General features: G+C 73.4%; 29 protein-coding genes, 1 pseudogene and 1 riboswitch. Of the genes and pseudogenes, 24 read left to right on the top strand and 6 right to left on the bottom strand.

Features of this window, described 5'->3' with window-relative positions; translation table 11 throughout:
- Positions 1-73: 73 nt before the first annotated feature.
- The 18 genes and pseudogenes from RM780_RS07795 (at position 74) to RM780_RS07880 (ending at position 14,227) form a co-directional block, all read left to right on the top strand.
- Positions 74-1,492 carry a phage major capsid protein gene (locus RM780_RS07795; protein ID WP_311629804.1) on the top strand — a complete coding sequence of 473 codons (1,419 nt, stop codon included), beginning with the start codon at positions 74-76 and terminating at the stop codon, positions 1,490-1,492.
- A gap of 66 nt (positions 1,493-1,558) precedes the next feature.
- A complete protein-coding gene (locus RM780_RS07800; RefSeq protein ID WP_311629805.1) occupies positions 1,559-1,912 on the top strand; it encodes a hypothetical protein in 354 nt (117 codons plus the stop codon).
- 10 nt (positions 1,913-1,922) lie between these two features.
- Positions 1,923-2,252 carry a hypothetical protein gene (locus RM780_RS07805; RefSeq protein ID WP_311629806.1) on the top strand — a complete coding sequence of 110 codons (330 nt, stop codon included), beginning with the start codon at positions 1,923-1,925 and terminating at the stop codon, positions 2,250-2,252.
- Between the two features lie 3 nt (positions 2,253-2,255).
- Positions 2,256-2,858 (top strand): phage gp6-like head-tail connector protein, encoded by a 603-nt coding sequence (locus tag RM780_RS07810; protein ID WP_311629807.1) that lies wholly within the window; start codon positions 2,256-2,258, stop codon positions 2,856-2,858.
- A gap of 11 nt (positions 2,859-2,869) precedes the next feature.
- Positions 2,870-3,313 (top strand): hypothetical protein, encoded by a 444-nt coding sequence (locus RM780_RS07815; protein ID WP_311629808.1) that lies wholly within the window; start codon positions 2,870-2,872, stop codon positions 3,311-3,313.
- Position 3,314: 1 nt separating this feature from the next.
- Positions 3,315-4,052 (top strand): hypothetical protein, encoded by a 738-nt coding sequence (locus RM780_RS07820; protein ID WP_311629809.1) that lies wholly within the window; start codon positions 3,315-3,317, stop codon positions 4,050-4,052.
- 68 nt (positions 4,053-4,120) lie between these two features.
- On the top strand, positions 4,121-4,531 hold the full coding sequence (locus tag RM780_RS07825) for a hypothetical protein (protein WP_311629810.1): 411 nt from the start codon (positions 4,121-4,123) through the stop codon (positions 4,529-4,531).
- Positions 4,528-4,722 (top strand): hypothetical protein, encoded by a 195-nt coding sequence (locus tag RM780_RS07830; protein WP_311629811.1) that lies wholly within the window; start codon positions 4,528-4,530, stop codon positions 4,720-4,722. Before RM780_RS07825 ends, RM780_RS07830 begins: the two co-directional genes overlap by 4 nt.
- Positions 4,722-5,225 carry a hypothetical protein gene (locus tag RM780_RS07835; RefSeq protein ID WP_311629812.1) on the top strand — a complete coding sequence of 168 codons (504 nt, stop codon included), beginning with the start codon at positions 4,722-4,724 and terminating at the stop codon, positions 5,223-5,225. Before RM780_RS07830 ends, RM780_RS07835 begins: the two co-directional genes overlap by 1 nt.
- 8 nt (positions 5,226-5,233) lie before the next feature.
- Positions 5,234-5,644, top strand: a complete 411-nt coding sequence (locus tag RM780_RS07840) for a hypothetical protein (protein WP_311629814.1) — start codon at positions 5,234-5,236, stop codon at positions 5,642-5,644.
- A 152-nt stretch (positions 5,645-5,796) separates the two neighbouring features.
- Positions 5,797-7,713, top strand: a complete 1,917-nt coding sequence (locus tag RM780_RS07845; RefSeq protein ID WP_311629815.1) for a phage tail tape measure protein — start codon at positions 5,797-5,799, stop codon at positions 7,711-7,713.
- Positions 7,710-11,189, top strand: a complete 3,480-nt coding sequence (locus tag RM780_RS07850; protein WP_311629816.1) for a hypothetical protein — start codon at positions 7,710-7,712, stop codon at positions 11,187-11,189. Before RM780_RS07845 ends, RM780_RS07850 begins: the two co-directional genes overlap by 4 nt.
- A gap of 15 nt (positions 11,190-11,204) precedes the next feature.
- The gene (locus RM780_RS07855) at positions 11,205-11,711 is read left to right on the top strand and encodes a hypothetical protein (protein WP_311629817.1); all 507 of its coding nucleotides are present in this window, start codon (positions 11,205-11,207) and stop codon (positions 11,709-11,711) included.
- Positions 11,712-11,779: 68 nt separating this feature from the next.
- A complete protein-coding gene (locus RM780_RS07860) occupies positions 11,780-12,061 on the top strand; it encodes a hypothetical protein (RefSeq protein ID WP_311629818.1) in 282 nt (93 codons plus the stop codon).
- A pseudogene (locus RM780_RS07865) lies at positions 12,061-12,699 on the top strand (peptidoglycan recognition protein family protein); the annotation flags it as partial. The gene RM780_RS07860 and the pseudogene RM780_RS07865, both read left to right, overlap by 1 nt.
- Positions 12,700-13,160: 461 nt before the next feature.
- Complete coding sequence (locus tag RM780_RS07870) at positions 13,161-13,529, top strand: hypothetical protein (protein WP_311629819.1); 369 nt, start codon at positions 13,161-13,163, stop codon at positions 13,527-13,529.
- Positions 13,526-13,843, top strand: coding sequence for a hypothetical protein (locus RM780_RS07875; protein ID WP_311629820.1), 318 nt, complete (start codon positions 13,526-13,528; stop codon positions 13,841-13,843). The genes RM780_RS07870 and RM780_RS07875 overlap by 4 nt, the downstream gene beginning before the upstream one ends.
- A 204-nt stretch (positions 13,844-14,047) precedes the next feature.
- Positions 14,048-14,227, top strand: a complete 180-nt coding sequence (locus RM780_RS07880; RefSeq protein ID WP_311629822.1) for a hypothetical protein — start codon at positions 14,048-14,050, stop codon at positions 14,225-14,227.
- 77 nt (positions 14,228-14,304) lie between these two features.
- Here RM780_RS07880 and RM780_RS07885 read toward each other — a convergent pair whose 3' ends face one another.
- Both RM780_RS07885 and RM780_RS07890 read right to left on the bottom strand, forming a co-directional pair.
- On the bottom strand, positions 14,305-14,793 hold the full coding sequence (locus tag RM780_RS07885) for a hypothetical protein (RefSeq protein WP_311629823.1): 489 nt from the start codon (positions 14,791-14,793) through the stop codon (positions 14,305-14,307).
- A gap of 28 nt (positions 14,794-14,821) precedes the next feature.
- A complete protein-coding gene (locus RM780_RS07890; protein ID WP_311629824.1) occupies positions 14,822-16,255 on the bottom strand; it encodes a helix-turn-helix domain-containing protein in 1,434 nt (477 codons plus the stop codon).
- Between the two features lie 149 nt (positions 16,256-16,404).
- On the opposite strand from RM780_RS07890, the gene RM780_RS07895 reads away from it, so the two are divergent.
- From RM780_RS07895 to RM780_RS07905, 3 genes are all read left to right on the top strand, one after another.
- Positions 16,405-16,812, top strand: a complete 408-nt coding sequence (locus RM780_RS07895) for a hypothetical protein (RefSeq protein ID WP_311629825.1) — start codon at positions 16,405-16,407, stop codon at positions 16,810-16,812.
- A complete protein-coding gene (locus RM780_RS07900; protein ID WP_311629826.1) occupies positions 16,805-17,161 on the top strand; it encodes a hypothetical protein in 357 nt (118 codons plus the stop codon). The genes RM780_RS07895 and RM780_RS07900 overlap by 8 nt, the downstream gene beginning before the upstream one ends.
- A gap of 201 nt (positions 17,162-17,362) precedes the next feature.
- Positions 17,363-17,608 carry a hypothetical protein gene (locus tag RM780_RS07905; RefSeq protein WP_311629827.1) on the top strand — a complete coding sequence of 82 codons (246 nt, stop codon included), beginning with the start codon at positions 17,363-17,365 and terminating at the stop codon, positions 17,606-17,608.
- A gap of 4 nt (positions 17,609-17,612) precedes the next feature.
- On the opposite strand, the gene RM780_RS07910 is transcribed toward RM780_RS07905, so the two are convergent.
- Positions 17,613-17,870 carry a helix-turn-helix domain-containing protein gene (locus RM780_RS07910; protein ID WP_311629828.1) on the bottom strand — a complete coding sequence of 86 codons (258 nt, stop codon included), beginning with the start codon at positions 17,868-17,870 and terminating at the stop codon, positions 17,613-17,615.
- A gap of 366 nt (positions 17,871-18,236) precedes the next feature.
- Entirely contained in the window at positions 18,237-18,710 is a 474-nt protein-coding gene (locus RM780_RS07915; RefSeq protein WP_311629829.1) for a Dps family protein, read from the bottom strand.
- Between the two features lie 107 nt (positions 18,711-18,817).
- On the opposite strand from RM780_RS07915, the gene RM780_RS07920 reads away from it, so the two are divergent.
- Positions 18,818-19,384, top strand: coding sequence for a GNAT family N-acetyltransferase (locus RM780_RS07920; protein ID WP_311629830.1), 567 nt, complete (start codon positions 18,818-18,820; stop codon positions 19,382-19,384).
- Here the strand turns inward: RM780_RS07920 and RM780_RS07925 are convergent.
- A complete protein-coding gene (locus tag RM780_RS07925; protein WP_311629832.1) occupies positions 19,366-20,181 on the bottom strand; it encodes an enhanced serine sensitivity protein SseB C-terminal domain-containing protein in 816 nt (271 codons plus the stop codon). The two genes, RM780_RS07920 and RM780_RS07925, sit on opposite strands and share 19 nt — an antisense overlap.
- A gap of 950 nt (positions 20,182-21,131) precedes the next feature.
- Entirely contained in the window at positions 21,132-21,905 is a 774-nt protein-coding gene (locus RM780_RS07930) for an enhanced serine sensitivity protein SseB (protein WP_311629833.1), read from the bottom strand.
- Between the two features lie 215 nt (positions 21,906-22,120).
- A riboswitch (glycine riboswitch) is annotated at positions 22,121-22,213 on the top strand.
- A gap of 147 nt (positions 22,214-22,360) precedes the next feature.
- Here RM780_RS07930 and gcvT point away from each other — a divergent pair.
- Both gcvT and gcvH read left to right on the top strand, forming a co-directional pair.
- Positions 22,361-23,503, top strand: a complete 1,143-nt coding sequence (gene gcvT, locus RM780_RS07935) for a glycine cleavage system aminomethyltransferase GcvT (protein WP_311629834.1) — start codon at positions 22,361-22,363, stop codon at positions 23,501-23,503.
- A gap of 95 nt (positions 23,504-23,598) precedes the next feature.
- Positions 23,599-24,000, top strand: a complete 402-nt coding sequence (gene gcvH / locus RM780_RS07940; protein ID WP_311629835.1) for a glycine cleavage system protein GcvH — start codon at positions 23,599-23,601, stop codon at positions 23,998-24,000.
- Positions 24,001-24,004 lie beyond the last annotated feature (4 nt).

The raw sequence follows: 24,004 nt of genomic DNA on the forward strand, positions 1-24,004 counted from the left end.
GCCCGGCAGATGCCCCGGGCTGCGGCCGGTCGCGCTGACACCTGACCCTGATCTACCGGAAGGACACACGGGCATGCCCGGAATTGACGAGCTGATCGCCAGCATCGAGGTCGAGCTGGAGGCGGCGCAGAAGCGGCGGACGAAGGCCGCCAAGGAAGTCGAGCTGATCCTGGCCAAGGCGCAGCAGGACGGCCGCTCCAACCTCTCCGTGGAGGAGGACGAGCGGGTCGCCGAGCTGTTCTCGCAGCGGGACCAGTCCAAGGCCGACATCGAGGGCATCCAGCGAAAGCTGGAGAACGCCCAGCGGATCAAGGCCGAGGAGATGGAGCGCGCCGAGGCCGCGAAGAAGACCGAGCCGACCGGCGTGCGGCGCCCGTCCTACGACCAGGTCGCCCGAGTCGGAACCGAGGAGCGCACCTACCGGCAGGACACCGACCGGTTCGGCAAGCAGTTCCTGATGGACGTGAGCCGCCAGTTCCTCTTCCAGGACGTCGAGGCGGCCCACCGCCTGGCGCGGCACATGCACGAGGAGCAGGTGGAGCGGGCCCAGACCCTCCAGCGGGCCGTGGGCACCGGCAACTTCTCCGGCCTGACGGTGCCGCAGTACCTCACCGACATGTACGCCCCGGCGACCGCCGCGCTGCGGCCCTTCGCGGACGTGTGCAACTCGCACCCGCTGCCGGAGTCCGGGATGTCGATCGAGATCTCGCGGATTACCACCTCCTCCAGCGCGGGAATCCAGGCGTCGCAGAACTCGGCGGTGTCCGAGCAGAACATGGACGACACCCCGCTGTCGGTCCCGGTGAAGACCGCGGCCGGGCAGCAGACCGTGAGCCGGCAGGCGATCGACCGCGGCAATGGCATCGAGGACGTCACGATGCAGGACCTTTTCAACCGGGTCGCCACCACGCTGGATGCCACCCTGCTGACCGAGGCGTCCACCGGCATGACGAACGTGGCGCAGGCGGTGACCTACACCGACGCCGACCCCACCGGCGCCGAGATGTACCCGAAGATCCTCGGGGCGGCGGCCGGGGTGGAGGCGAACCTCCTGGCGATGGGCGCGCCGACGCACGCCATCATGCACTCCCGCCGCTGGTACTGGCTCTCCAGCCAGATGTCCTCCACCTGGCCGCTGGTCAACTGGACGAACCTCCCTGTGCAGGCCGGCGCGGTCGCCGACCCGAACAGTTCCTACGCCTCCGGCCCGCGCGGTGTGCTGCCGTGCGGCCTGGTCGTCATCGTGGACAACAACATCCCCATCAACCTCGGCGCGGGCACCAACGAGGACGAGCTGTACGTCGTCCCCCGCAACGAGTGCCACCTGTGGGAGGACGACGCCGGCCCGATGTTCATCCGCGCCGAGCAGCCGCAGGCCGGGTCCCTCGGCGTCCAGCTCGTCGCCTACCAGTACTTCGCCTACACCTTCCAGCGCTACGTCAACGGCATGCAGAAGGTCTCCGGCACCGGTCTGGTCTCGCCCGCCTTCTAATCCGGCTGTCCCCGGGGCCCCGCCGGTTGCGGGCGGGGCCACGGGGGCTTACCCCCGACAGGAGTCATGACCATGGGCCTGAAGCCCGTACTGGCCGACACCGCGCTGCCGCCGGCCGCCCGCGGAGCCGGCACCTTCACCTCCGGCCCCGTCGCGGCGGCCGGAACCGCCACGGAGGTGCTGATGGTGGTGCACTGCACCGCCGCCTCCGGCACCTCCCCCACGCTGGACTGCTCGCTGGAGACCAGCGCGGACGGCGAGTCCTGGTCGGCCCTCGGCGGCTCCTCGGCGCCGCAGCTGACGGCCGCGGGGAACGCGGTGGCCGTGGCACGGCCGGCAGCCCCCTACGTCCGCGTCACCTCCACGGTCGCAGGCACGGACCCGTCGGTCACCTACAGCGTCAGTCTGTGGATCCGGTGAGGAGGCGGCAGTGAGCGATGAGCGGATGGTCGCAGCTCTGCTGCGTGAGCGCGCAGGCTACCTCCGGCGCGGCGATGAGGACCGCGTCGCCCAGGTCGACGCCCAGCTGCGGCACTACGGCCACAACCCCGGCCCGGAGCCCGGCCCCGATCCGGACGCCCCGGGTGGTCCGGCGGGGCGGCAGGCGCCGCCGCAGGAAACCACCACCGCCCCGCCGCAGGACACGGTGACCGCCCAGGGCGACGCCCCGGACGGGATCCCCGGCGAGCAGGAGCAGCCCAAGCGCCGCGGCCGGCCGCGCAAGCCGCGCGACGCCGAGGGCAACATCATCCGGGAGTAGGCCGTGGCCAACGAGTACGCCGACCTCGCGGCGCTGAAGGGCACGCTGAACATCGAGACCGCGGACACCACGGCGGACGCCGCGCTGAACCGGGCCCTCACCGCCGCCTCCCGCAGCATCGACCGGACGTGCGGGCGCCGGTTCTGGCTCGACCCCGCCCCCGTGGCGCGCACCTACCGGCTGCGCGGCCGGCTGCTCTGCGAGGACGACGGCGAGCTGCTGCTGACCGACGACATCGGCTCCGCCACGGGGCTGGTGGTCGAGACCGGCTCCGGCTCCACCTGGACGACGGCGGCCGGGTGGGAGACCGCCCCTGAGAACGCCGCGGTCGAGGGGCGGCCAGTCACCGGGCTGCTCCGCACGGGCGGCACCTGGGGCTGGGACCACACCAGCGCCCGCGTGAGGGTGACCGCCCGGTGGGGCTGGCCCCAGGTGCCGGACGAGGTGGTGCAGGCCACCCTCATCCAGGCCGCCCGCCTCTACCGCCGCAAGGACAGCCCGGAGGGTGTGACGGGCTCGGCGGAGTGGGGCGTGGTGCGGCTCTCGCGGCGCGACCCCGACGTGTGGGCCCTGATCGAGGGCCTGATCCTCCACGGCTTCGGATAAGGGGGCACCTCGTGCAGATTTCCGCTGTCCGCGAGGCCATCGCGGACGCCGCCCGCGCAGTCGTCCTCCCGGCTGGCGTCCGCGCCCTGACGTGCACCGGGTTCGTGCCGGACAGCATCACGGAGCCGCACTACTTCGTCGCCGAGTACGACGCGACTTTCGACCGCGCGATGGGCCGGGCGCTGGACGAGCTGGAGTTCACCTCGCGGCTGCTCGTCGGGCGGCAGGACGACCGGGCCGGGCAGCGCCTGCTCGACGCGATGCTCTCCGGCTCCGGCCCCGCGTCGCTGAAGGCGGCGATAGAGGTGGCGCGCGGCGACGCAGGCGAGTACGCCCTGGGCGGCCTGGCGCACGACCTCCACGTCACCCGCATCCAGGGCTACCGCTGGTACGAGCACGCCGGCACCCAGTACGTCGGGGCCGAGATCATCATCCGCGTCATCGGGGAGGGCTGAGATGTCGTTCGTCCTGCTGAACGCGCGCCTGTTCACCGGCGGCGCCGACCTCTCGGGCCGCTCCAACAAGATCGAGTTGTCGGCCGAGGTGGAGGACAAGGAGGTCACGAACTACCGCTCTCCGGACGGCTGGAAGGAAGTCCTCGGCGGCCTCGCCTCGGCGGAAATCACCGGCGAGGGACAGTGGGAGGCCGGCGACCCCGGCATGGTCGATGACGTCTCCTGGGCCGAGCTGGGCGGAGTCGGCGCCTGGACCGTCTGCCCCCGCGACTCCGCGGTCGGCGACCTGGCCTATTTCACCCGCGCCATGCGCGGCAGCTACACCCTGGGCGAGGCCGTGGGCGAGGTCGCCCCGTGGCAGGGCGGCGCCAAGTCGGCGTGGCCGCTGGTGCGCGGAGTGATCGAGCACCCGCCCGGCACCGCGCGCACCGCCGACGGCGCGAGCACCGGCGTCGAGCTGGGCGCCGTCGCCGCGGGGCGGCGGCTGTACGCCTCGCTGCACGTCCTGTCGGTGGCCGGCACCAGCTCGCCCAGCATCACCGTCAGCGTGGAGTCCGACGACAGCAACACCTTCGCCTCGGCCACGACCCGGCTGACGCTGGACGCGGCGACCGCGCCCGGCGGCCAGACGGCCCGGACGGACGGGACCGCGATCACCGACACCTGGTGGCGCCTGGCCTGGACCATCACCGGCACGTCGCCATCGTTCCTGTTCGCCGCCGCGCTCGGCATCGCCTGACTCATACTCAACTCCTCCCGGCCGTGTGCGGACCGGGCAATCACCCATGCCCTGAAGGGGGTTACCCCATGCCGATGATGGTCCTGACCGCGCAGTTCCTCTCCATCAACTCGGTGGACCTGTCCTCCTACACCCGCAAGGCCGAACTCTCGGTAGAGGTCGAGGACAAGGACGTCACGACCTACAGCAGCCTCGGCTGGAAGGTCGTCCTCGGCGGCCTCAAGTCGGGGGAACTGGGCATCGAATTCCTCCAGGACGTCGCCGCCGGCCAGATCGACAGCATCATGTGGCCCCTGCTCGGCACCGTCGTGCCCTTCAGCACGCGGCTGACGCAGGACGCCGTCGGCACCTCCAACCCGGCCTACTCCGGGAACGTGCTGATCAAGAAGTGGTCGCCGATCGAGGGCGGTATCGGCGACGAGGCGTCCGTCGGCGTCAGCTACCCGACGTCCGGCGCTGTGACGAGGGCGACCTCGTGAGCGCCGAACTGCGCGATGTCCGGGTGTCGTTCACGGTCCGGACGTCCGAGCACCTGCCCAGGCGAGACGGCGAGCGGATGTACGCCGACGACGTCGAGGAAGAGGTTCGCGGCGTCGTCGCCTCGGCTCTCCGGTCCTGGTACGACGCCCGCGGCCGGGACCTCCTCGTGTGCGACCCGGGGGTGTCCTGATGGCCGAGGACCCGCCGCTGCTGGACGTCGAGGTCCAGGCCGAGGGCCTGGACGGCCTCGTGCGCCGCCTGCGCGAGGAGGAGGACGGAGCCGCGCTCCGAAAGGAGCTGGCGAAGAACCTCCGGGAGGAGCTGAAGCCCGCGGCGGCCCTCGCCAAGTCGGGAATCATGGCGATGTCCTCGGCCGGGCCGGGCACGTCCCCGGCGCTGCGCTCCAGCATCGCCAAGCGCATCAAGCCCGAGGTGAAGTTGGGCGGGAGGTGGACCGGCGCCCGCGTCAAGTCCCGGAAGATCCCCGGGATCAGGGGCTTCGCCAATGCTCCCAAGCGCACCCAGGCCAAGGGCGGCTGGCGTACCCAGTCCTGGGGCAACGGCACCTGGCGCACCCAGACCGGCCGCGTCGACTGGTTCGACCGGGCGATGGACGGCCGCCTGAACGCCTACCGCAAGGCGTGCCTTAAGGCGATGGAAGCGATGGCCGCGCGAATCGCGGGCCGAGGATAGGAGCACCCGTGTACCTGGTCTACAAGCCCGAAGGGCAGGACGAGCCCACCCGCTGGAAGTACGACTTCCGCCGCTTGAACACCATGGAGCGGGAGGCGATCGAGCGGCGAACCGGGCTCGACTTCGCCGAGTGGACCACCAAGGTGCTGCGCGGCAACAGCACGGCGCGGAGAGCGCTGCTGTTCACGTTCCTGCGCCGCGACCACCCCGGCATCAAGTGGGAAGACGTCCAGTTCGAATGGGACGAGGTGCGCCTGGAGTACTCCCGCTCCGAATGGCTCCTTCAGCGTAAGGACGCCCTGGCGAACCTCAAGGGCGACGAGCTGGCCATCACCCTGGAGCGGATCGACAAGGAGCTGGAGACCGCCTGGGACGACACCGAGGAAACGGGAAAAGCCCAGCGGCCGATCGCCGAGTAAAACACCTGGGCAACGCAGCGCATTTGCTCGGTATCCGTCCCTGGGAATGGGCGCTCCTGACCGTCGAGGAAGCCGACCGGGCCCTGGAATGGCTCGAAGCCTACGACAAGGCCCAGCGTGAGGCCGCGGAAAAACTGAAGAGGGGGTGACCCGTGTCGTCGGACACCTCTCTGATTTTCAATATTGTCGCGAAGGACAAGGCGAGCGCGGCGTTGCAGCGGATCCGGGAGCGGGTGGACGCGGCAGCCCCGGCGATCGGCGCGGGCGTCGCCGCCGGTCTGGCTGCCGGGCTGGTCCAGGAGCTGGACGTCTCCGCGGCGAACGACCGCCTGGCCGCGCAGCTCGCCTTGGGTCCGGCCGAGGCGGCCGAGCTGTCCCGGGTCTCCGCCAGTCTCTACACGCAGGCGTGGGGCGACTCGACCGCCACGGTCAACGAGGCCATCCGCGGGGTGTATCAGTCCATCGGGGAGACCTCCGAGGCCGAGGGCGGCCTGGAGGCCGTCACCCGCCGCGCCCTCGCACTCAGTGAGACGTTCGAGTACGACCTGGCCGAGGCGACCGAAGCCGCCGGGATCCTGATCCGCAACGACCTCGCGGAGACCGGCACCGAGGCGTTCGACCTGATCACCGCGGCGGCGCAGGAGCTGCCGGCGACCCTGGCGTCCGAACTGCCCATGCTCATCACGGAGTACGGGGAATTCTTCTCCCGGCTGGGCGTGACCGGCCCTCAGATGATGGGCCTCTTCGCCGCGAGCGCGGAAAACCCCATTTTCCAGCTCGACAAACTTGGCGACGCGGTCAAGGAATTCACGCTTCGGATCGGTGACACCGACGCGGTGTCCGAACCGCTGGAAGACCTCGGCCTGAACGTGTCGGAGATTCAGGAGATGGTCAACACCGGCCGCGGCACGGCCGCGTTCGATGAGGTCATCGAGGCGCTGTCCGAGGTGGGGAACGAGACGGAGCGGGTCATGCTCCTGGGGGCGCTGATGGGCGGCCCGGGTGAGGACGCGCAGGCCGCGCTGATGGGCCTGGCCGAGGCCGGCGGCCTGACTGCGATGGAACTGGAGGGCGTGGCCGGGGCGACCGACCGGGCGGCGGAGACCCTCGCCGACAACCCCGCCCGCGCGCTGGAGCAGTTCAAGCGCGGCGCGCTGATGCAGCTCGCCCAGATCTCGGGCGGCATCGCCGCCTGGGGCTTGCAGAATCAGGGCGTCATGCGGCCCGTGCTGATCACGCTGGGTGCGCTGGCCGGGGCGATCCTCCTCGTCAAAGCGGGCACGATGGCGTGGACGGCGTACCAGACAGTCGCGAAGGTGGCGACGATGGCCTGGGCGGGCGCGCAGACGCTGCTGAATGCGGCGTTCTGGGCCAACCCGATGACGTGGATCATCGCGGGGATCGTCGCCCTCATCGCGATCATCGTCGTGATCGCCACGAAAACGACGTGGTTCCAGACCGCGTGGGAAGCATCGTGGGGCGCGATCAAGGGCGCGGCCATGGGCGTGTGGCGGTGGATCACCGCCCACTGGCCGCTCCTGCTGTCCATCCTCGGCGGCCCGTTCGGGATCGCGGCCGGTCTGATCATGGACAACTGGGACAGCGTCGTCGGCTTCGTCCGCGGCCTGCCCGGCCGGATCACGTCGGCCGCGAGCGGAATGTGGAACGGCGTCACCAACGGATTCCGCTCGGCCGTGAACGGCATCATCCGCGGCTGGAACAACTTGTCGTTCACGGTCGGCGGCGGGAGCTTCATGGGCGTCGGCATCCCGTCGTTCACGCTCGGGACGCCCAACATCCCGCTTCTCGCGTCGGGCGGCGCAATCACCCGCGGCGGCCTGGCCGTCGTGGGCGAGCGCGGCGCGGAGGTCGTCTCCCTGCCGCGCGGCGCCGCCGTCCACCCCTCGGGCACCGTCCCGGCCGGGGCCGGCGGCGGACCCCCGATCCACATCGCGCTCCACCTCGACGGCAAGACCGTCGCCAAGCTCCTCGTGGACCCGCTGCGGGGGGAGATCCGGCGGATCTCCGGCGGCAACGTCCAGGCAGCACTCGGAAGGGGACGGTCGTGACGACGTGGCCACAGGGCCCGCTCGGGCACCTGTACCAGATCTGGGACGGCACCCAGTGGCTGGACATCACCTCGGACACCCGGGAGACCCAGCAGACCGCCATCAAGCGCGGCCGGCCCGAGGAGGCCACCGAGCCCGACCCCGCGGAAGGCGAGGTGCTGATCGACAACCGCACCGGCCGCTACAGCCCGAGGAATCCGCGCTCGGACCTGCACGGGATCATCGGCAGGAACACCCCGCTGCGCGCCTACGTGCAGGGCCCGTCGCGGTACCTGGAGATGCCGGACGTGCCCGGCGCCCAGCTCGTCTCCCCGTCCTCCACCGCCCTGGACGTCACGGGGGACATCGACATCAGGATCGAGCTGGCCCTGGACCGGATGCCCAGCCAGGCAGACGCGGGCACCGGAGAGGCCGTCGTCGGCGAGCCGGTGGGCACCAATCTTCTGGGCCGCTACGACCGCCCGAACGATCAGCGGGCGTGGCGCCTCGCCCTCGCTGAACTGCCCGCCGGGTTCCCCCTGCTGGGCGTCAGCCCGGACGGCCTGGGGCCCTCGGCGTTCACCTGCATCGCGACGGAGGCCCTGCCCTACCTGCCCGGTCAGCGCTTCGCGCTGCGCGGCACCGTCGACCTGGACGACGGCGCGGGCCACTCGGTGTGTACCTTCTACGTCGCCGACAGCATGGCCGGGCCGTGGCGGCAGCTGGGGGAGCCGGTCACGGCCGCGGTCCAGCCGGGCATCCATGCCCCGACCGGCGTGCCGCTGTCCCTGGGCGCGGCGCAGCCCGAGCTGGCGCGCGCGGCCGGCCGCATCTACCGCGCGGAGGTCCGCAACGGCATCGGCGGCCCCGTGGTCGCGGCGCCGGACCTGACCGCGCAGCCCGTCGGCACGACCGCCTTCACTGACTCCGCGGGCCGGTCCTGGACGGCCGAGGGCGGCGCCGCGGTGACGGACTTCTACCGGCGCGCCCACCTGGAAATCCCCTCCTGGCCCCCGCGGTGGGACGTCTCCGAGACGGACATCGGAACGCCTGTGCAGGGCGCGGGGATCCTGCGCCGTCTCCAGCAGGGCACCAAGCCGTTGCAGTCCACGCTGCGGCGGTACATCTCGGCGCAGTCCGCGGCGCTGGCGTACTGGCCGATGGAGGACGGCGCGGACGCCACGACCGCGGCCTCCGGGCTGCCCGACGGCCCGGCCGCGCAGATCTCCGGCCTGGACATGGCGGCGGAGTCCAGCCTGCCCTCCAGCGCGCCCATGCCCCGGCTCGGCCAGGGCACCAGCCTCATCCGCGCCCCGCTGCCCGCGCTCCCTGACCCGTCCCTGGGCTGGCGCATCGAGATGCTGTACTTCCTCGACGCCATGCCCGCCACCTCCCTGGGGTGGATCAGGGTCGCCACCACGGGCGGCGGCTACGGCACGATCACCGGCTACATCGGCGGCGGCGAGGCCCGTATCCGGATCCGGGACGCCTCGGACACCACCGTGGCCGAGGGCTTCTGGACGGATGCGTCCGCGATGGCCGCCGCCGTCTCCGGCTGGTGCCGGGTACGGCTGATGGCCGTCCCGGTCACCGGCGGCTGGGAGTACCGCCTGGGCTGGTCCAGCCTCGCGCTGGACGAGTTCTGGTACACCAGCACCTCCCCGCTGGGGCCGCTGCCCTTCACCCGGCCCACCCGTTTCGACAGCGTGTGGTCCTCCGCCAGTGCTGGGATGCCGGTGGGGCACATCGGCTACACCAACGACCCCAACATCGTCCTGCACGGCTTCGGCGTCGGCACGACCGGCCCGGACACCGCGTACACCGGGGAGCGGGCCCTGACGCGGATGCGGCGCCTCGCGCGGGAGGAACGCCTGCCGCTCGGCGTCGCCGGGGACGCCGCCCTGTCCCCGGCGATGGGGCCGCAGCGGATCGCGACGCTGCTGGACCTGGTCGCCGAGTGCGCCTCGGCGGACGGCGGTTCCCTCACCGAGCTGCGGGACGCCCCCGCGCTGCACTACCAGGCGCGGCACCTGCGGTACAACCAGCCCGTCGCGCTCGCGCTCGACTACGCCGCCGGGCACATCGCGCCGCCGCTGGCCCCCACGGACGACGACCTGGACGTCGTGAACGACGTCGAGGTGCGGCGCACCGGCGGTTCCACCGCGCGGGCGGTGCTGGAAGAGGGCCGGCTGTCCGTGCAGGCCCCGCCGGACGGGATCGGCACCTACGACACCAGCGTGGAGCTGAACCTCGCGGACGACACCGGCCTGGAGAGCCAGGCGTGGTGGCGGCTGCACCTCGGCACCGTGGACGAGATGCGGTACCCCAGGGTCACCCTCAACCTCCGCAACCCGGCCTCGCAGGCGTGGCTCCAGGACTACCTGGACCGCGTCGTCATCGGCGCCCGGATCACCATCGCCAACCCGCCCGAATGGCTGCCGCCGGACCGGATCGACCTCGTCGTCCAGGCCGTCGAGGAGGTCGTCACCGACTGGGAGTGGACGGCGACGCTGACCTGCGCGCCCGCGTCCCCCTGGACCGTGGGCGAGGTGGGGCAGGCCGACCCCGGTCAGGACCGGGCGCCCGTGCGGGTCGACACCGCCGGCACGCGGCTGTCCGCGGACATCACCGCCGGCGCGACGCAGATCCTCATGCAGCCCACCGCCGGGCAGCCCTGGACGACGTCGGCCGCTCCCCGGCCGACGGACACCGGAGACGACCTCCCTCTCGACATCCGCATCGGAGGCGAGGTCATCACCCTCAGCGGCATCGAGCCCCACAGCTGGGACGCCTTCGACCGGCTGGTCAGCAACGGGTGGGGGAGCACACCCAGCAGCACCACGCCGACCCCGGCCTGGAACATCAGCGGCGGCACCGCGGCCGAGCGGTCCGTGGCGGGCGGGCAGGGCATCGTCAGCGTCGGCTCGACCGGGACGCCGCGGTTCCAATTTTTGCCGCAGTGGTCGTTGGTCGACTCGGAGGTGCTGGTGGCGATCTCCCCCCAGGCCGTCGCCACCGGAGCGTCGCTGTGGGCCGGGATCACGCTGCGGATCACCGGCAGCAGCTACTACCTGCTGCGCGGGGTCTGGCAGACCTCCGGCGCCGTAGGGCTGGAGGCGGTGCACACCACCAGCACGCTGACCGGGGTGGTGGCCACCGGCATGACCTACACCGCCGCCAGCCGCTGGTGGCTGCGGGCCCGCCTGGAGGGCCAGCGCCTGCGCGGCCGGATCTGGCCGGACGGCCGCACCGAGCCGTCGCGTTGGCAGATCGATCACGAGGTCGTCTCCAGCCTGCTGACCAGCGGCGTGGTCGGCCTCCTCGCCGAGCGGGCCGCGGGCAACACGAACTCGCCCGCGATCTTCACGTTCGACGCCTGGGAGACGGTGTGGCCGCAGACGGCCCTCGTGGCCGCCCGGTCCGTCAACGGCGTCGCCAAGGCACACGCCGTCCCGGCCGCGGTCGAGCTGGCCGACCCGATGATCGTCGCCCTGTAGCAGAAAGGAGGGGCCATGGCCCCGTTCCCGTGGAGACCCGGGATGCGCGTGGACGATGTGCGGCTCAACGAGCACTTGCCCGTGACCGCCACGAAGAGCGCGACGGAGACCCGCACGTCGACCACGGTCACGGCCGACCCCGAGCTGGTCGTGGCCCTCGACGAGGGCACGTGGGACGTGCGGATGCGCGTCAGCTTCGCCGGTACCGCCACCGTGAACAGCGGGGTCGTCGTCCAGTGGCTGCTGTCCACGGGTGTGGCGCTGGTGGGTTTCCGCCTGGTGCAGGGCCCCGCCCCGGGCTCCTCGGGCCCGTCGTCCGTGTCGATGCGCGCCTCCGTCAACTCGGCCACGACCAGCGTTGAGTACGGCGCCAGCGCCAGCTTCGCGACGATCGAGGAGGCGTGCCAGGTCGCGGTACCCAGCGGCGGCGGCACCGTCACCTTCGGCTGGGGCAAGGCGGCGGCCGGCGCTCAGGCGCAGATCGGCGGCGGCTCCTGGATCAACGCCCACCGCGTCGCCTGACCCTGCCCCCTACGCCCCGGCGCCGAGCCCGGCCCGGGGCTTTCTTCTGCCCTGATGAGGAGGGCCCCATGGAGACGTCCACCCCGCGGCCGACGCCCGGCCTGATCGTGCTGTACAAGCTGAGTGCCGACGACGTCGCGCAGATCACCCAGCGCATCAAGGACGCCGAGCCGCGTCCGTTCGTGAACCCGCTGGAGGCGGGCGCCATCGTCCCGGCCGTCGTGGTCCGGGTCTGGCCGGTCGGCAGCGCCAATCTCCACGTCCTGCTCGACGGCGAGATCACGTTGTGGGCGACCTCGCGCAGCGAGGGCACGGAGCCCGGCACCTGGGCGCGGCCGGAGCGCGGCTGATGGCGACGCCCCTAACGGCTGACGAGCTGGTGCGCGCCCTGGAGGCCGAGGGCGTACGGGTGGTCGAGCACCCGGGCTGGCGGACGAACAACCGTAACCATGTGGGCTCCTGGGGCCCGGTGCACGGGGTGATGATCCACCACACCGTCACCAGCGGCACGGCCGGCACCGTAGCCCTGTGCTACCGCGGCCGGTCGGACCTCCCCGGCCCGCTGTGCCACGGCGTCATCGCGAAGGACGGGACGGTCCACCTGGTCGGCAACGGCCGCGCCAACCACGCCGGTTCGGGCGACGGCGACGTCCTGGCCGCCGTCATCGAGGAGGACGACCTCCCGGCGGACAACGAGACCGACGCGGACGGCAACACCCACTTCTACGGCTTCGAGGCCGTCAACCGCGGCGACGGCAGGGACCCCTGGCCGCCCGAGCAGGTCGAGGCGATCGTCCGGGCCTCGGCCGCGCTGTGCCGCGCGCACGGCTGGCATGGAGGCTCGGTGATCGGCCACCTGGAGTGGCAGCCCGGGAAGGTGGACCCGCGCCCGGCGCCCGGCGGCGGGGACGTGCGGATGCCCTCCATCCGGGGCGCCGTCGCGGCCCGCCTCGACACGACCACGCCCGGCCGGGACCCCGGGCCCAAGGAGGAGAGCCTGATGCACCAGTACTTCGAGCGGCGCTCGGGCGTCACCCTCACGCCGGGCGAGTGGCACACGATCACCTGGGACCGGGTGTGGCAGCCCGGCCAGGGCTGGTCCGACCGGCCACTCGCCCAGACCCTCCTGCGCGGCGAGCACTACTTCTCCCTCGACTTCGCCCTGCGCGCCGAGGACTTGCAGCGCGGCCAGGAAATCCAGATGCGCGTCGCGCGCAACCACCGCAAGCCCGGCGCCGAGTGGGCCCGCGCCAAGAGCTGGCCGATCAGCTCGCCGGTGCACGACGGGGGCCGGCTGCACGCCACGCACCACTGGCAGGGGCACCTGCCGGGCACCGACGACAACCGGTTGGTGGCCGAGGTTCTGGTCCCGGGCGACCGGTCCGTCTACCTGAGCGAGCTGACCGCGTCACTGCTGGCCTGGCCAGCCTGAACAGAACGGGAATGATCATGCGCACCATCCTCGGGCGGGAGCCCGCCCTCGTCCTCGGGACGCTGTCCGCCCTGCTGTCCCTGGCCGTCACCCTCGGCCTGGACATCACGACCGAGCAGGCCGGCGCCATCGTCGCCGCCACCAGCGCGGCGTTCGCGACCGCCACCGCGCTGATGACCCGCCCCGTCGCGCCCTCGGCCGGGGCCGGGCTGGTCACCGCCGGGGCAGCGCTGCTCGGCGCCTACGGCCTGGACGTCGCTCCGGAAACGGTCGGCGCAGTCAACGCGGCCCTCGTCTCCGTCCTGGCGCTCGTCACCCGCGCGCAGGTGTCCCCGGCGCGCACCGCGGACGATCCGCTGGCCTCGTACCGGGGCAGAGACCGGTGACGGCCGAGGGAATCGCGGTCCTGGCCGGCGCGGCGGCGGCCGGCGCCGCCGTGCTGGCCGCCGCCTGGCGCGGCGTGCGCGCGGTCGCCCGGGTCGTCGGACGCGTGGACGAGGTCGTGGACGACTGGCAGGGCACTCCTTCCCGGCCCGGCGTGGAGGCGCGGCCGGGTGTGCTGGAGCGGCTGGCCGGGATCGAGGCCCGGGTGACGCGGATCGAGCACGAGATGAAGCCCAACGGCGGGGCGTCGCTGCGGGACGCGGTGAACCGGGTGGATCGCAGAACGGCCCGCATCGCGCCGGATCCGGAGGAGTAGCCTGCCGCCCATGGGCCTGGACCGGGAGACCGGACCCTCCCGCCACCACGGCGGGCAGCGGCCCACACGAACGCCCCCGCCCGCGCCCCCTTCACGGGGCACGGGCGGGGGCGTTTCGTCGTGCAGGAAGAGAGGAGTGGAACGACTGTTCGATTCATCGTAGGGTGGCGCCACAAGTCCCCATTCCCTACCGAAAGGGACATCATGACCGCTCTTCACCTCCTCAAAGCCTGGATGGCCGCCGACGCGGCGCTCACCACCTACACGGCCGGCCTCGCCGTGATCGAGGACGGCGGCCCCGACCACCGCACGTTCCTCCGACTCCACCGGGCGGAACGCAACGCCCAGGCGGCCTACTACAACGCCACCCGCGCCCAGCGATAACGTTCCGCCGCGCCCCCGTTGCCTGCCATCAGGCAGGCAACGGGGGCCCTTCGTCGTGCTTAGAGTCAGCCGAACAGTCAGCTTGCCGAGCGGCGCGCAGCGCCTGCGGGCCAGATCACGTCCACAGGTAGCTGGGCGGCGCGCGCCGCCTCGACGGTGTGCGCGGTGCCGCCTTGCCCGCCCGGCCGCCCGTCCCAGACGGCCACCAGCCGGTCCGCGCGCTGAAGCAGCTCCTTGCCCGCGGCCTCGTATGCCTCCCGGCCAGCCCGGTCCACCGGCATAGTGACCACTTCGTGGGCGGCCTCGACCAGTCCATCGAACGTGGCGGCGAATTCGGGGCTGACCTTCCGCGCCCGGTAGTCCCGTGAGGGGATCACCAGTACCAGCCGGCCGCCGACGGCCAGCACCGCCTGGGCGAAAAGGGCGTCGGCCCCTTCCGCGATGCAGGACACGCCGACCAGGTCGTCCGGGGCGTAGGCGGACAGCAACTCGCGCAGGGCATCGGCCACCAGGGGCACGGTGTCGTCGGTCAGGTCCATGTGCCCGGTGACGGCAAAGGTCGTCATGCGTGCGTCTTCCTTCTCGGCGGGTGCTTCAGGTGGACAGTAGCTCTCGAATCCGGTGCCGCGCTTCACGCACCTGCCCCGAGGAGAGCGCCACCGTGTAGGGGTACAACCGGCTGATCTTGGTGCGCACCTGGGTGGACTGCGTCAGCCCGGCCGCGTCGATCGCCTGGTGCGTCTGCTCCAGGGCGGACCTGGTGTCCCCCAGCAGCCACGAGCACTCCGCCAGGCCGCCCCAGTCCAGCGCGTGGCTCCGCGCGGCTTTCGGGCCCCGGGCCTCGACGGCCGTCCTGATCTTCTCCGCGGCGGCCTCGGCGTAGCGGCCGGCGTCACCGGCGCGCGCCATGTCCAGCAGCCGCGCGCCGGTGACGCCGGCCAGCTCCGCAGCGCCGAAGTAGTCGATCCAGTACGGCTCTTCGCCGTCCCGCGCGTCGGCCAGGGCCTCGGCCGCCTCGTCCGTGGCACGGCGGAAAGCGCCATACCGACCGCAGGAGGCGTAGGCCCACGCCTCGCGCGTGAGCAGCATCGCGCGCACCCGCGGCCCGGCAACGCCACGCGATCCCGTCTGCGCGAGCCTCACCAGCTCCAGCGCGTCCTGCGGCCGGTCCTGGTCCCGGTAGAGCATCTGCCGCGCCATCGCCGCCAGGATGTTCGCGCCGAATGCGCGGTCCTCGCCGGCGTGCGCGGCGCGGAGCGCGAGACGGTAGTAGTCCTGCGCCGTCCGGTGCATGCCCGAGTCCCAGGCCATCCCGGCCGCTGTGCCGGCGAGGTCCGCCATCACGCAGTAGAGCCGGCGCTCGATGTCCTCGGCCTGGTGCTCGCGCAGGGCATCGGCCACCTCAGCGAGCTGCCCCACGACCGCCCGGCGGCGGAGGCCGCCGCCGTGCTGGCGGTCCCACTGCCGCATCAGGCGCGCGATCTCCTCCAGTTGCTCGACCTCGCGATTCCCGAGACGCCCGACCCGCCGGCGCTCGCCCGCGACGGGGGGCTGGAGCCACCCCTCGACGCCATCGAGCAGGGCGGCGCCTACGGTGATGGTGGCGATCGAGCGCGAGGCAGTGCGGCGGTCCATCACAAGATCCGTCCTCGTCATACGGGCCGCGAGCTGCACAGCGGCGGCCGGTGTCCACGGCGCCGCGGTCCCGTCCACAGGCCCAGTCGGTTTCGGCTCTTCGGTCTCGTCCGCGGTTTCCCAGGGCCGAGCGGCGAGCCCGAGCATGTGCCCGGGAATGCGCAGGCCGTCCGCGATGCGCGCGATGACGCCGTATGCGGTGACCTGGTGTTTCCCGCTGATGATCAGGGACACCTTGCCGGGGCTGAGCTGGCAGGCAGAGCCGATCTTGTTTTGGCTGAGGCCAGCCCACTTCTTCAGCAACGCGAAAGCCGAGGCGAAGTCATGCTCGGCGAGGGCATGTCGTAAATCCTCCCGCTTCAACACCTCGGGCTTGACGGGACCTTGCTGCATGCAGCCACCTCCTCGGCAGCGACGACCATCATCGCCGTCTCCGCGCGGGAGACTATTACCGACTAGGTAACCCTCGCCGGGTATCCCTGAACTTTCACCCCCACGGGAGTCTGTGACTGTCAGCGCACGACACGTCACAGGAGCTGATCATGGGTACGGACACGGCGCCGGAGTGGCTGCCGACCACGGAGCAGGGGGTGCAACTGCTGCCGTGCCATCGCTGGTGGGACGCCGTACGCCTGCCCGGCTTCGCAGGGCAGCGCGTCGTCGCCGCCCTACGGCGGGAGCACGGCCCGGTGCCGGTCATCGAGGACCAGCTGGCGGACACGCACACCTGGCTGGTGCCCATCGGCGCGGCGGACGGCTGGGACGCGATCGGCGCGCACGTCCTCAACTACGGCGTCATCCCGGTACCCCCCGCGCAGTTCAGCACCGGGGCCTGGACGGCGGGCGCGGCCATCCGCTGGCTCGTGTCGCCCGGCGGCCCGAGGCTGGCCGACCCGCAGGCGCTGCGGGACGCAATCGTCGTGGCTTACCGGGAGGTCGGCCGTGCCTGACCACCACGTCACCGCCGCCCCGGCCGCGCCCACGAGGAGACCCGGGCCGCTGCCCGCCGCGGCGCCCCGGACCGCCGGCCCCGCGCCCGCGGCGTCCAGCGGGCTGGACTTCGGCCGGCTGACCCCCGACCAGATCACGGCACGGGCGTGCGCGTGGTGCGGCGCGCGGATACCGCCCCGGCACGCCTCGGCGCGCGGGGCCGGCACCGTCACGCACCCGCGGTGGGGCTACCGGTATGCCCTCGTCGCGTGCGCGCCGGAATGCCGCCCGGCCACGCCGCCAGCGGGGCAGCGGCCGGGGCCCGGCCCCTACCCGGCGGGCGCGGCGGCGGGGCCGCTGGCGGCGTAGAGGCTCCCTGCCGGCCGGAGCGGTGGCACCCCTGGACACGGTGCCGCGGCCACCGGGCCCCCGGCGGCAGGGCCGGCGCCCGGGCGCGCGCGAGGAGGTCACCGGGAACGCGCGCCTGGGCGCCACTTCCCCGGCCCTGCCCGTGGTCCGGGCGGGGCCGGGACGGACCACCACCAGGAGCAGGACGGAGAGGAGGCGCGCGTGGACGGCGCCGGGATCATGGAGCAGGTGATGGTGGACGCCTCCAGCGTCCGCCGCGGCGACGAGATCCTGATAGGCGGCCAGGCGTACGCGGTGGTGGACATGGCGGCGCTGCCCCGGGGCGGCCGGCGCCTGGAGTTCGCCTCGGGCGAGTCGTTCACGATGCGCGCTTCCACGGTCATGTGGGCGACCCGGCGGCGGGTGCCCGCCCGCGCGGGGACGCCCAGGCGGGCCAGGCCGCGATGAGCGGCTACTCGGGCGGAGGCGGCCCGCCGGGCACCAGCGAGGCGACCGGTACGCCCAGCGCGTCGGCGATCTCGAACAGTCGGTCTAGGCGTGGAGAGACGGCGCCGGTCTCAATCCTGCTGATCGTCTTGAAGTCGCAGCCGACCAGCTCCGCGAGTCCCGGCTGGCTCAACCGAGCCCGCTTGCGCGCGGCCTTGATCCTGCGGCCGACCTCCACGCGCCGAGCGAAGAGGTGGGCGGGTACGGGGGCGGCGGCGGGCACCCTGCCACGTCAGCTCACCATGATCACTAAGGCCATACCACGTGGTGGTAAGGTTCCGGGCCCTTGATTCATGCGTCACACAACCAGATAATCAGGTGGTCACCCCTTCGGAACAGTCCGTAGGCATATGCCACCTCCCCAGGCGGGCCGTCGGCGCTGGCCCGACACCGCGCCGGCGGCCCTTCCGCCAGAAGGCCCCGACCCCGCTTCGCAGCGGCGGCCGGGGCCTTCTCGCGTTCCGGAATCCTTCCGGTCGGGCCCGGGATTCCGGCGAAATTCCGTACGATCACGGAACGCCTTGTCATGCACCGAGATGTTTCGTGAAGGTTACGTCAGCAGGTCAGAGCCCCTGTCAAGGCTCTGACCTCAACTCCCGTTCTCCGCCTGGAACATCCAGTGGTGCTTCTCCAGGTCCTTCAGCAGGTCGATGAAGATGTCCTCCGTCACCGAGTCCACCTCGCCGACCTCGTTCATCCGCTCCCGCATCCGCGCGATGACCGTCCCGAGGGCGTCCACCATCGTGCGGATCGCCTGGGAGTCCTGCTGCCAGCCCTCGGGGGCCTTCTCGATGCCGGTGCCGGAGGCCACCGTGGCGGAGCGCCCGTCCGGCGAGAGGCCCAGCGCGGAGGCCCGCTCGGCCACCGTGTCGGAGTGGCCGCGGGCGGTCTCCACGACCTCGTCGAGCTGGAGGTGCACGGAGCGGAAGCGGGCGCCCACGACGTTCCAGTGCGTCTGCTTGGCGACCAGCGAGAGGTCGATGAGGTCGACCAGCGCGCCCTGCAACGCCTCCCCGACGATCTTCAGCGTGGTGTCCGGCAGGGTGCTCTTGATGGCGTACATGCGGCCGTCCCCTTTCAGCGGTCTTCAGCGTCTGTCGGCGTCTCCGCGCCGCCGCGCTCCCGGGCCCGGTGAGGCCGGCGCGCCGGAGGGGCGGGACGATGGGGGGCATGGTTACGCCCGACCCCACCGTCCGGCTCGCGCGGGCCGGCGACATGCCGGCCGTCTGCGAGCTGGTCAACCACTACATCGCGACCAGCGCGGTCAACTTCAACACCGAGCCGCGGACCGCCGAGCAGTGGCTCGGTCAGTGGCGGCAGCACGGTGGCGAGTACCCCTGGTACGTGGCCGAAACCCCCGGGTGCGAGGTGGCGGGCCTGGCCTACGCCGGCCCGTGGAGCCCGCGCGGGGCATACGCGTGGACCGTGGAGACCACCGTCTACGTCGATCACCGCCACCGCGGCCTGCGCCTGGGCACCGCGCTCTACCGCCGCCTGCTCGACACGCTGCGCGAGCAGGGCTTCCGCACGGCGCTCGCCGGGGTCGTCCTCCCCAACCCCGGCAGCGAGGCCCTGCACCGCGCGCTCGGCTTCGCCCCGGTCGGGGTGCTGGCGCAGGCCGGGTACAAGCAGGGCACGTGGTGGGACCTGAGCTACTGGCAGCTACGCTTCCGCACGGACGGGGCCGCGCCCGCCCCGGTCGTTGCTCCCGGGGAGACTCAGAGCGGGCGCGGGTAGCCGTAGCCGTGGCGGCGCAGGGCCTCGGAACCCTCGCCGGGGAGGGCCGGGAGGCCGGGGGCGGGGGAAGGCGCTCCGGCGGGCGCGTCGCGGTCGTAGAACGGCCGGGCGTTCGCGCGCAGCCACATCGCGACGGGATCGTAGGCGTCCGCCATGGCGACCGTGCCGACCGCGAGGCCGTCGGGAACGGCCGTGATCGCCTGGCGCATCACGTCCCGCACGGCCGCCGCGGTCCGCTCGCCCGGGTCGTCCACGTCCAGGCCGATCACCAGGTACGCCGTGCCGAGGGCGGGACGAACCCAGGCCCGGCGCAGGGTGCGCAGCACGGGCGTGCCGCGGGCCAGGGTGACGAGGCGCGCGTAGAACGCGTCGGCGCGGACGCTGGGTTCGCTGATCCGCAGGGGTCCCGCGGGCAGGCGGTCCAGGCCGCCGGCGATGCGGCGCAGGTCGAGCCAGGGGATGCCGAGGCCGCCGCCGGGGGCGTGCGGGTTGAGCCACAGGCCCCAGTGCTCGGGGTAGAGGGCGGCGGCGATGTCCCGGCCGGGGACCACCTCGTGCGCGCGGGTCCAGCCGCTGGCGGCCAGCTCCTCGGCGGAGGTGACGCCGGGGGCGTAGCCGTGGCCGGCCACCTCCACGCTGCCGTACTGGGCGTCGGGGTCGCCGGGGCGCCCGTGCCACAGCAGCATCCAGACCCGCTCGCGGGACAGGGCGGCCAGCAGTTCCTCGTAGGTGTCCAGCCGGTCGCGAGTGACTCGGGGCAGCAGCTCCCCGACGCTTCGACGTCGTCCCGGACTCACCAGGGCCGGTCCTCCTCCCACTCGGACGCGCCCGCTCCGACCGCGCGCGCTGCTCACCGCCATATCTCAACGCCCAACGCGGCCCGGACGTTGCCGGGCACGACCGCGCCACCGCGCTCCGCGCCTTTCGCCCTCGGTGCCGCGCGCGGGCCCGCGCTGCCGGGCCCGGCGCGACCGCGCTCCGCGCGGGGCGCCGCGATGTCCGCGGCCTCGCGCTCGGTGCTGCACACCGCTGCCGCGACGCGCCGGGCGCCGCGGGCGCCACCGCCCGCGCCCGGTGCGTTGCGCCGCCGCCGCGCTTTGCGCCCATGCGCCGCGGTGCGCACGCCTCGCGCCCGGATCCGCGCGCGACTGCCGCGCTCCGCGCCGGACCGCCGCGTGCGCTGCACCGCCGCCGTGCTTCGCGCCTGTCCGTCAGGGGGTGCCAGGTCCCCGCCCTCGGCATGCTTTCCCGCACGGGGCGCTTCCCGCCCGGCCGGGCCGGGCTCGCCGTGCGCCCGCGCCCTCGCCACCGCCTCGCACGCATGGGCTGCCGCCGAAGCGGCCCGGGGCCGGTCACGGCGCTCGGCGCCGCCGTGCTCCCCGACATACCGTCGCGCTCCCCTCACCTCGGTCCGTGCCGCGCACCGCCGCCGTGCTTCGCGCCTGTCCGTCAGGGTGGGCCTGTCCCGGCCGTCACCGCGTCCGCGGGCGGGCACCGAACCCGGGCCGCCGTGGTCCGGGGGCGGCCCCCCGCGACTCGCGCCAGTCGCCGTCTCCGCTCCCGCCTGCCGTCGCCGTCCTCACCTCCGCCGTCCCGCTCGCGGGCCCCGGGCCCGCGGGCCCTGGGTCGCGGGCACCCGCGCAAGCGCCCGGGGTGCGCGCCCCGGGCGGACCGCTCCTGGGGCCCCGGCAGCCCGGGGCCCCAGGCTGGCATTCCCCGCAAGGCGGCGTGAAAAGCCTGGGGGGGCTCAGACGGCGCGGGTGTAGAACGGGCGAACGCACTCGCGCAGCCAGTCCACCACAGGATCGTCCGCCGCATCCAGCAGCACCAACTGCACCGGCCAGACCACGGACTGCACTGCCAGCGCCCGGCCGAGCGCCTCGCTCGCGCGGGCGCGCGCCTCGTCGTCCACGTGGTCCAGCTCCACGCCCACGAACAGCGAGGGCGCCCCGCCCTCCGCGCTGGCCAGGCCCCGGCGCGCGGTGCGGACGTACCACAGCTGGGACAGCTCGGCCGCCGCGGCGTTGAGGAAGTCGACCGGTTCGTCCTGCCAGTCCGGCTGGAAGAGACGCATCCGTGCTCCGGACGGCCCGCCCGGCGCACGCTGGCCCGGGGTCGCGCGGCACAGCTCCGCCACCGCCGAGGGCGGCACGGGGATGCCCACGGTGCCGCCCGGGTTGACGGCGATGCCGACCTGCGGGGGCAGCCCGCGCGCGAACTGCCAGGCCGGGGCGACGCTGAACGGCAGGTGCGAGGCGCCGCCCAGGTGCAGTTGCTCGGCGGAGGAGAAGACCGGGACGTACGGGCCGCCGTTCAGCTCTATCGTGGGCAGGTCCAGCGTCCGGCTCTCCGGGCCGCCGCCCTCGGGCAGCGGGATCCACAGGGCGCTGCGGGCCAGCGTGGTCAGCAGCCGCGGCCCCGCGTCCGCCACGCCCAGCGCGCCGGCCAGCGCCTCCTCCAGCTCGTTGCTCGGCCAGCCGCCGCCGTACCCCGGGCCGTGTCCCGGAACGCCCGTCCCCATGCCGTCTCCCCACCTCTCGCTCGTCGGCGTCACCGTCGCGCCCGCGCCCTCGCCCTGCGCCGGTCATGTACGCCGTCCTCCGCCCTGGCACCTTAGTGGCCCGGGGGCCCGCGGGCCGCGCCGGCGGGGGCGTTCGTGCGATGATGTGGTGGCGGCGCCCGGCGCCGCGCCCCGTACGTCCACGGCGTGCGGACGCCAACTGCATACCGGCCGTTCGACCATGCGCGGGAGAGTCCCCGGTCCGCCCGGGGCGCCGAAGGAGCAAGTCCTCCCTTGAATCTCTCAGGCCCCGATACCGCGCGTCGGGAGGCGAATCTGAAAAGCGGACCGCGCCGTCGCGGTCCCACCCACGGTGCAAGCCGCTCGCGGCGAACCTCTCAGGTGCCGATGACAGATGGGGAGGCCCCGGACGCGCGCGCCCGGCCCGCCCCCGACCTGCCCATCTGGAGCCAGCCATGACGGACACCCTTCGCACGACGGCCCTCGACGGCGTGCACCGCGCGCTCGGCGCCATTCTCACCGGCTTCGCCGGCTGGTCCATGCCGCTGCGCTACGGCAGTGAGCGCGCCGAGCACCAGGCCGTGCGCACGGCCGCCGGCCTCTTCGACCTCTCGCACATGGGCGAGATCACCGTGAGCGGGCCCGAGGCGGGGGCGTTCCTCGACTACGCGCTGGTCGGCCGGCTCTCCGCGGTCCCGGTGGGGCGCGCCCGTTACACCATGATCTGCGCGGAGGACGGCGGCATCCTGGACGACCTGATCGTCTACCGCCTCGGGCCCGAGACCTACCTGGTCGTCGCCAACGCGTCCAACGCCGCGGCCGTGCTGGGGGCCCTGAACGACCGCCTGGCCGGGCCCGCGGAAGCCGCTTCGCGAGGGTTCGACGCCGAGGTCCGCGACGACCGGGACGCCTACGCCCTCCTCGCCGTCCAGGGACCGGCCGCCGCCCGCGTTCTCGGCGGCCTGACCGACGCGGACCTGCCGGGGCTGAAGTACTACGCCGCGCTGCCCGCCACCGTGGCCGGCCGCGCCGCCCTCCTCGCCCGCACGGGCTACACCGGCGAGGACGGCTTCGAGCTGTTCTGCGTGCCCGACGACGCGGAGGCGCTGTGGGGGGCGCTCACGGAGGCCGGCGCGCCCCATGGCCTCACCCCCTGCGGCCTGGCCTGCCGGGACACGCTGCGCCTGGAGGCCGGCATGCCGCTGTACGGGCACGAACTCACCGCCGCCACCACCCCGTTCGACGCCGGTCTGGGCCGGGTGGTGAAGTTCGACAAGCCCGGGGCGTTCGTGGGGCGCGCGGCGCTGACCGCCGCCGCCGAACGCGCTGCCACCGCGCCCCCGCGCACGCTGGTCGGCCTCGTGTCGCGCGGGCGCCGGGTGCCGCGCGCCGGTTACGCCGTGGTGGACGCCTCCGGCGCGGTCGTCGGCGAGGTGACCTCGGGCGCGCCCTCGCCCACGCTGGAGCGGCCCATCGCGATGGCGTACGTGGACGCCGCGCACGCGTCGCCCGGCACCGAGGGCGTTGCCGTGGACATCCGCGGCAGCCACGAGCCGCACGAGGTCGTCGCCCTGCCGTTCTACCGCCGCCCGTCCTGACCCCCGTGCGCGGGGCGTGCGCCCCACGCGATCCCTTCGAGCCCCCGAGTCCCCATCCGCCCCGCCCTTCCCGAGTAACGAGGAGAAACCCGCCCATGAGCGACGCCAACCCCCCGCAGCTCCGCTACAGCAAGGAGCACGAGTGGCTCGCCCCCGCCGTCGCCGGCGGCGCCGCCACGGTCGGCATCACCGCCTTCGCCGCCAACGCCCTGGGCGACGTGGTCTTCGTCGACCTGCCGCAGCCCGGGACCGAGGTGACCGCGGGGCAGCCCTGCGGCGAGCTGGAGTCGACCAAGTCGGTCAGCGACCTCTACTCCCCCGTCACCGGAACGGTCACCGAGGTGAACCAGGACGTCATCGACGATCCCTCCCTGGTCAACTCCGCGCCCTTCGAGGCGGGCTGGCTGTTCAAGGTGCGGCCCGGGGCGGACGCCGCGGAGCCCGAGGGCCTGCTCTCGGCCGAGGAGTACGCCGAGTTCACCGAGCAGGCGGGCTGAGCCG

The sequence above is a fragment of the Streptomyces boetiae genome (assembly GCF_031845405.1).
In the GTDB taxonomy this organism is placed as follows: Bacteria; Actinomycetota; Actinomycetes; order Streptomycetales; family Streptomycetaceae; genus Streptomyces; species Streptomyces boetiae.

Bases quoted from the DNA above. Each gene is read 5' to 3' on its own strand.
- RM780_RS07800 (WP_311629805.1), top strand. From the start codon at position 1,559: ATGACCATGGGCCTGAAGCCCGTACTGGCCGACACCGCGCTGCCGCCG.
- gcvH (WP_311629835.1), top strand. From the start codon at position 23,599: ATGAGCGACGCCAACCCCCCGCAGCTCCGCTACAGCAAGGAGCACGAG.
- RM780_RS07825 (WP_311629810.1), top strand. From the start codon at position 4,121: ATGCCGATGATGGTCCTGACCGCGCAGTTCCTCTCCATCAACTCGGTG.
- gcvT (WP_311629834.1), top strand. From the start codon at position 22,361: ATGACGGACACCCTTCGCACGACGGCCCTCGACGGCGTGCACCGCGCG.
- RM780_RS07885 (WP_311629823.1), bottom strand. From the start codon at position 14,793: ATGACGACCTTTGCCGTCACCGGGCACATGGACCTGACCGACGACACC.
- RM780_RS07890 (WP_311629824.1), bottom strand. From the start codon at position 16,255: ATGCAGCAAGGTCCCGTCAAGCCCGAGGTGTTGAAGCGGGAGGATTTA.
- RM780_RS07880 (WP_311629822.1), top strand. From the start codon at position 14,048: ATGACCGCTCTTCACCTCCTCAAAGCCTGGATGGCCGCCGACGCGGCG.
- RM780_RS07895 (WP_311629825.1), top strand. From the start codon at position 16,405: ATGGGTACGGACACGGCGCCGGAGTGGCTGCCGACCACGGAGCAGGGG.
- RM780_RS07915 (WP_311629829.1), bottom strand. From the start codon at position 18,710: ATGTACGCCATCAAGAGCACCCTGCCGGACACCACGCTGAAGATCGTC.
- RM780_RS07855 (WP_311629817.1), top strand. From the start codon at position 11,205: ATGGCCCCGTTCCCGTGGAGACCCGGGATGCGCGTGGACGATGTGCGG.
- RM780_RS07860 (WP_311629818.1), top strand. From the start codon at position 11,780: ATGGAGACGTCCACCCCGCGGCCGACGCCCGGCCTGATCGTGCTGTAC.
- RM780_RS07835 (WP_311629812.1), top strand. From the start codon at position 4,722: ATGGCCGAGGACCCGCCGCTGCTGGACGTCGAGGTCCAGGCCGAGGGC.
- RM780_RS07920 (WP_311629830.1), top strand. From the start codon at position 18,818: ATGGTTACGCCCGACCCCACCGTCCGGCTCGCGCGGGCCGGCGACATG.
- RM780_RS07870 (WP_311629819.1), top strand. From the start codon at position 13,161: ATGCGCACCATCCTCGGGCGGGAGCCCGCCCTCGTCCTCGGGACGCTG.
- RM780_RS07795 (WP_311629804.1), top strand. From the start codon at position 74: ATGCCCGGAATTGACGAGCTGATCGCCAGCATCGAGGTCGAGCTGGAG.
- RM780_RS07820 (WP_311629809.1), top strand. From the start codon at position 3,315: ATGTCGTTCGTCCTGCTGAACGCGCGCCTGTTCACCGGCGGCGCCGAC.
- RM780_RS07930 (WP_311629833.1), bottom strand. From the start codon at position 21,905: ATGGGGACGGGCGTTCCGGGACACGGCCCGGGGTACGGCGGCGGCTGG.